Source organism: Nautilia sp., assembly GCF_053994455.1.
Genome location: NZ_JBMYAU010000050.1, coordinates 1 through 4,515, shown reverse-complemented (window position 1 = coordinate 4,515; position 4,515 = coordinate 1). Strand labels below are relative to the sequence as shown.

3 protein-coding genes are annotated in these 4,515 nt (G+C 39.8%); all 3 read right to left on the bottom strand.

What is annotated here, in order from left to right; translation table 11 throughout:
• Window positions 1-52: 52 nt before the first annotated feature.
• The gene (gene rpsL / locus ACXJIE_RS03415; protein ID WP_456479578.1) at window positions 53-436 is read right to left on the bottom strand and encodes a 30S ribosomal protein S12; all 384 of its coding nucleotides are present in this window, start codon (window positions 434-436) and stop codon (window positions 53-55) included.
• A gap of 86 nt (window positions 437-522) precedes the next feature.
• On the bottom strand, window positions 523-1,011 hold the full coding sequence (locus ACXJIE_RS03410; RefSeq protein ID WP_456479577.1) for a hypothetical protein: 489 nt from the start codon (window positions 1,009-1,011) through the stop codon (window positions 523-525).
• Window positions 1,011-4,515 (bottom strand): DNA-directed RNA polymerase subunit beta' (rpoC, locus tag ACXJIE_RS03405; protein WP_456479576.1); only part of this gene is annotated, 3,505 nt, incomplete at its 5' end. The genes ACXJIE_RS03410 and rpoC, both read right to left, overlap by 1 nt.

Below are 4,515 nucleotides of genomic sequence, written 5' to 3'. Positions count from 1 at the left end.
AAAACCAACTAAAACTTATATACCTCTTATTTAACTAGCTGTTTTTAATAAATTATTTTTTACCGGCGTCAGCTTTTTTAGTTCCGTATTTACTTCTTGAATGAACTCTTCCTTTAACACCGGCAGTATCAAGAGCACCACGGACAATGTGATATTTAACCCCCGGTAAGTCTTTTACCCTACCACCTCTAACAAGCACAATGCTGTGTTCTTGTAGGTTATGACCTTCAACAGGAATGTAACTAATTACTTCATAACCTGAAGTAAGTCTAACTTTTGCAACTTTTCTCAAAGCCGAGTTAGGTTTTTTAGGAGTAGTAGTATATACTCTTGTGCAAACTCCTCTTCTTTGAGGGCAACTTACAAGCGCAGGTGATTTTGATTTTTTAATTACCTGTTTTCTACCTTTTCTAACTAATTGGTTTATAGTAGGCATAGCTTTCCTTTTTCTGTGATTTTACTAACTTTTTTAGTGTGAAATAATATCAAATTTTAGGAGATTTTACAAATCGATATTTCCTGTTAAAAAGGAAAATATATAATACCAATATCCTCTCTGTTAAATTTGTATTCCAAACTTAAATTAATATTCTTTATGCTTTTGTAATTATTTAAAAAAATTATTTCTCCCGTAAAATTTACATTAAAATAATCATTGACACTGTATAAAAGACCGCTTCTAAATGAAAAACCTTCGGTATTGTCTTTAAAATTATTCTCATCATTTTCAATACTAACATAATCCGCCGTCATTCCAAAATATGGTTTCAATTGATCATCTGTAAAAAAATAATCGAACCCTATCGCATAATAACTCAGCCAATAATTGTCATCATAAGATATTGCAGCTACATCTGAATAAAGTCTTTTATTCCCTTCCTGTCGCCCCACACTGAATCCAAAACCTCCGCCGGCAGTATAAAACGACGAACCGTTTAAATTAATTCCGACAAAACTGTAAGCTGACAAAAAGGAAAAGAAAAAAAAAGGAAAAAGGAGATTTTTGAGCATTATTCGTTGCTGTGATCAAGTTTCAAATCCCTGTCATGGTGATAGAACATACCCGTACCGACAGGAACAACCCTACCAAGAACGATATTTTCTTTAAAATCTTCAAGATAATCGAACTTACCTTGAATACTCGCTTCCGTAAGAACCCTTGTTGTTTCCTGGAATGAAGCCGCACTGATAAAGCTATCACTTTGAATCGCAGCCCTTGTGATACCTACAAGCATAGGCTCGGCAATTGCAGGCTCACCGCCGAATTTTTTAATTCTTTCGTTTTCTTCGTTAAATATTTTTTTACTTACCAAGTCGCCTTCGATAAATTTGGTATCCCCGCTGTCAAGGATTCTAACCTGTCTTAACATCTGGTTAACGATAAGTTCGATGTGTTTATCGTTAATGTTAACCCCCTGAAGTCTGTACACTTTTTGAACTTCCGCAACAATATACTGCTGAAGCGCTTTTTCACCGAGGATGTTTAAAATATCATAACTTGAAATAATACCGTCGGTGAGTCTCTCGCCTGCGTGTACGAAGTCGCCTTCATGTACGAGTATCTGTCTGTCCTGAGGTACAAGATATTCTTTTACGCTTGTTTCACCTTCGACTATCAGTCTTTGTTTACCTCTTACGGTTTTTCCGAATTTCACATAACCGTCAATTTCGCTGATAATTGCCGGCGATTTAGGTCTTCTTGCTTCAAACAGTTCGTTAACCCTCGGAAGACCCCCTGTAATATCCGCACTTCTTGCAACGGCTTTCGGCGTTTTGGCCAAAATGTCCCCCTGTTTAACCTCGGCGCCTTCCTGAACGTGAATAACCGTTTTAGGCTCAAGCACGTATTCGAATATTTTTTCTTTATTCGCAAGAAGAATTCTCGGCTGATAACCTTTTGGCAGATACTCTTTTACGATAATTCTTGATTCACCCGTTAATTCATCCACCTGAGTGGTTACCGTAAACCCGTCGATAACGTCTTCGAATTTAACCACACCGTCAGCCTCGGCTAAAATCGGATTCGCAAACGGATCCCACTCGGCAATTACTTTGCTTTCACCCTTAATAGGCTCGGCGATTAAATCACCGGATTTGATTTTAGCGTTGTCGTCAACAAGGATTTTACTTCCTCTTACTATATAGTATCTGTCCGCTTCCCTGTCGTTTTCATCAACGATTACGGCAAACAGACCTTTATACTCGTTGTCAAACCCGATTTCGGTTCCGGCTTTAATATCGTAAATTCTCTCAAGATGATCACCGCTTAATTTATAATATTTAACCATACCGCTGGCTTTCGCCTCGACTTTTAAAGGAACCGGCTCGTTATCCGCAACTTTAAGCTCGGCACCGTATGGAATCCTTTGCGGGATATACCATGCTTCTTTAATAACTTCGACTATAGCGTCGTCTTTGCTGACCCTTGCGTTTTTGTAAGGGATATAAAGTTTTCCTTCGGTTTTACCCGCAATACCTGCAAGTTCGGTACCCTTAACGATATCGTTTTTTCTTAAAGAGTATCTTTTTACGCTTCCGTCGTCACATTCGATTTCAACAAGCACTTCTTCGTGCTGCGTTTCGATTCTTACAATTCCGTCGCACGGGGCTTTAAGTTTAGGTTCAACCAATAATACCGCCGCGTTTCTTCTGTTTGCAACGATTTTTTTGCCGTCTCTGTCGTATGTCTCAATATTATAGTATCTGATATATCCGTATTTTTCAGCTACGATTTGTCTCTCTTCCTGGGTTGAACCGGCAATACCGCCTGTGTGGAATGTTCTAAGTGTAAGCTGTGTTCCAGGCTCACCGATTGACTGAGCAGCCAAAATACCTACGGCCTCACCGACTTTTACAAGTCTTCTTTCAGCCAGACTCATACCGTAACATTTGGCACAGATACCTTTAGGCGCTTTACATGTTAAAGTACTTCTGATTTTTACGGATTTTACACCTTTTCTAACGATCTCTTTCGCTTCTTCTTCAGTAATTAGCGTACCTTCGGTATAAAGCACTTCGTTTGTAATCGGATCGTAAACGTCATCCGCCAACACTCTTCCGTAAATTCTCTCTTCAAGACTTTCAACAAGCGTAGAACCGTCCGCAATATCTGTAACTTCGATACCTTCGTGAGTACCGCAATCCTGCATGATTACCCTGAAGTTTTGTGAAACGTCAACAAGTTTTCTGGTCAAGTATCCCGCACTCGCCGTTTTAAGAGCCGTATCCGCAAGACCTTTTCTCGCACCGTGGGTTGAGATGAAGAACTCAAGTACGTTTAGACCTTCTTTAAAGTTTGAGATAATCGGTGTTTCGATAATTTCACCGTTAGGTTTCGCCATAAGCCCCCTCATACCGGCAAGCTGTTTAATCTGAGACGCACTACCCCTCGCACCCGAGTCGGCCATCATATAAATAGAGTTGAATCCGTCTTTGTCTTTTTTCATAAGCTCCATAAGTTTATCGGCAATATCGTTGTTCGCTTTTGTCCAGATATCGATAATTTTGTTGTATCTTTCCTGATCCGTAAGCAGACCTTTTTTATACTGTTCCTGAACTTCTTTAACTTTTTCAAGCGCCGCATTGATAATTTCCTGTTTTTCTTCCGGAACAACGATATCCGCGGCAGATATGGAAACTCCCACTTTTGCCGCATATTTGAAACCTAAATTTTTAAGATTATCCAAAAATTCAGCCGTAACTTTAAGTCCTCCGTATTTATATACGTAATCCACAAGGTTTGAGATATCTTTCTTCTTCATTATTTTATTATACATCTCAATCGGTACGAAATCAGGTGCAATTGAGTGTAAAATCATTCTACCGGGAGTTGTATCGACAACTTCACCTTTAACTTTTACTTTTACTTTCGCGTGTAAATCCACCGCTCCCTCGTCAAATGCCGCAAGCACTTCTTCGGCGGAAGCAAACAGTTTATGCTCGCCTTTAACCCCGTCTTTCATCAGTGAAATGTAATAAATTCCAAGTACCATATCCTGAGAAGGAACCGCAATGGCTTTACCTGAAGCCGGCAAAAGAATATTCATAGAACTGAGCATCAAAACTTTCGCTTCGGCAATCGCTTCCTGGCTCAAAGGCACGTGAACGGCCATCTGGTCACCGTCGAAGTCCGCGTTGAACGCCGCACAGACAAGCGGATGGAGCTGAATTGCGTTTCCGTCGATAAGTACCGGATGGAACGCCTGAATTGAAAGTTTGTGAAGTGTCGGCGCCCTGTTTAAAAGTACCGGATACTGATCAACAACTTCTTGTAAACATTCCCAAACTTCAGGTGTTTTTTCTTCGATATGTCTTTTTGCTTGTTTGATTGTTGTCGCATAACCTTTTTCTTCCAACTTTCCGATTAGATGCGGTTTGAATAGTTCAAGCGCCATTTTTTTAGGAAGACCGCACTGATCCATTCTTAAGTTTGGCCCAACAACAATAACACTTCTTCCCGAATAATCAACCCTTTTACCAAGCAGGTTTTGTCTGAATCTTCCCGTTTTACCTTTA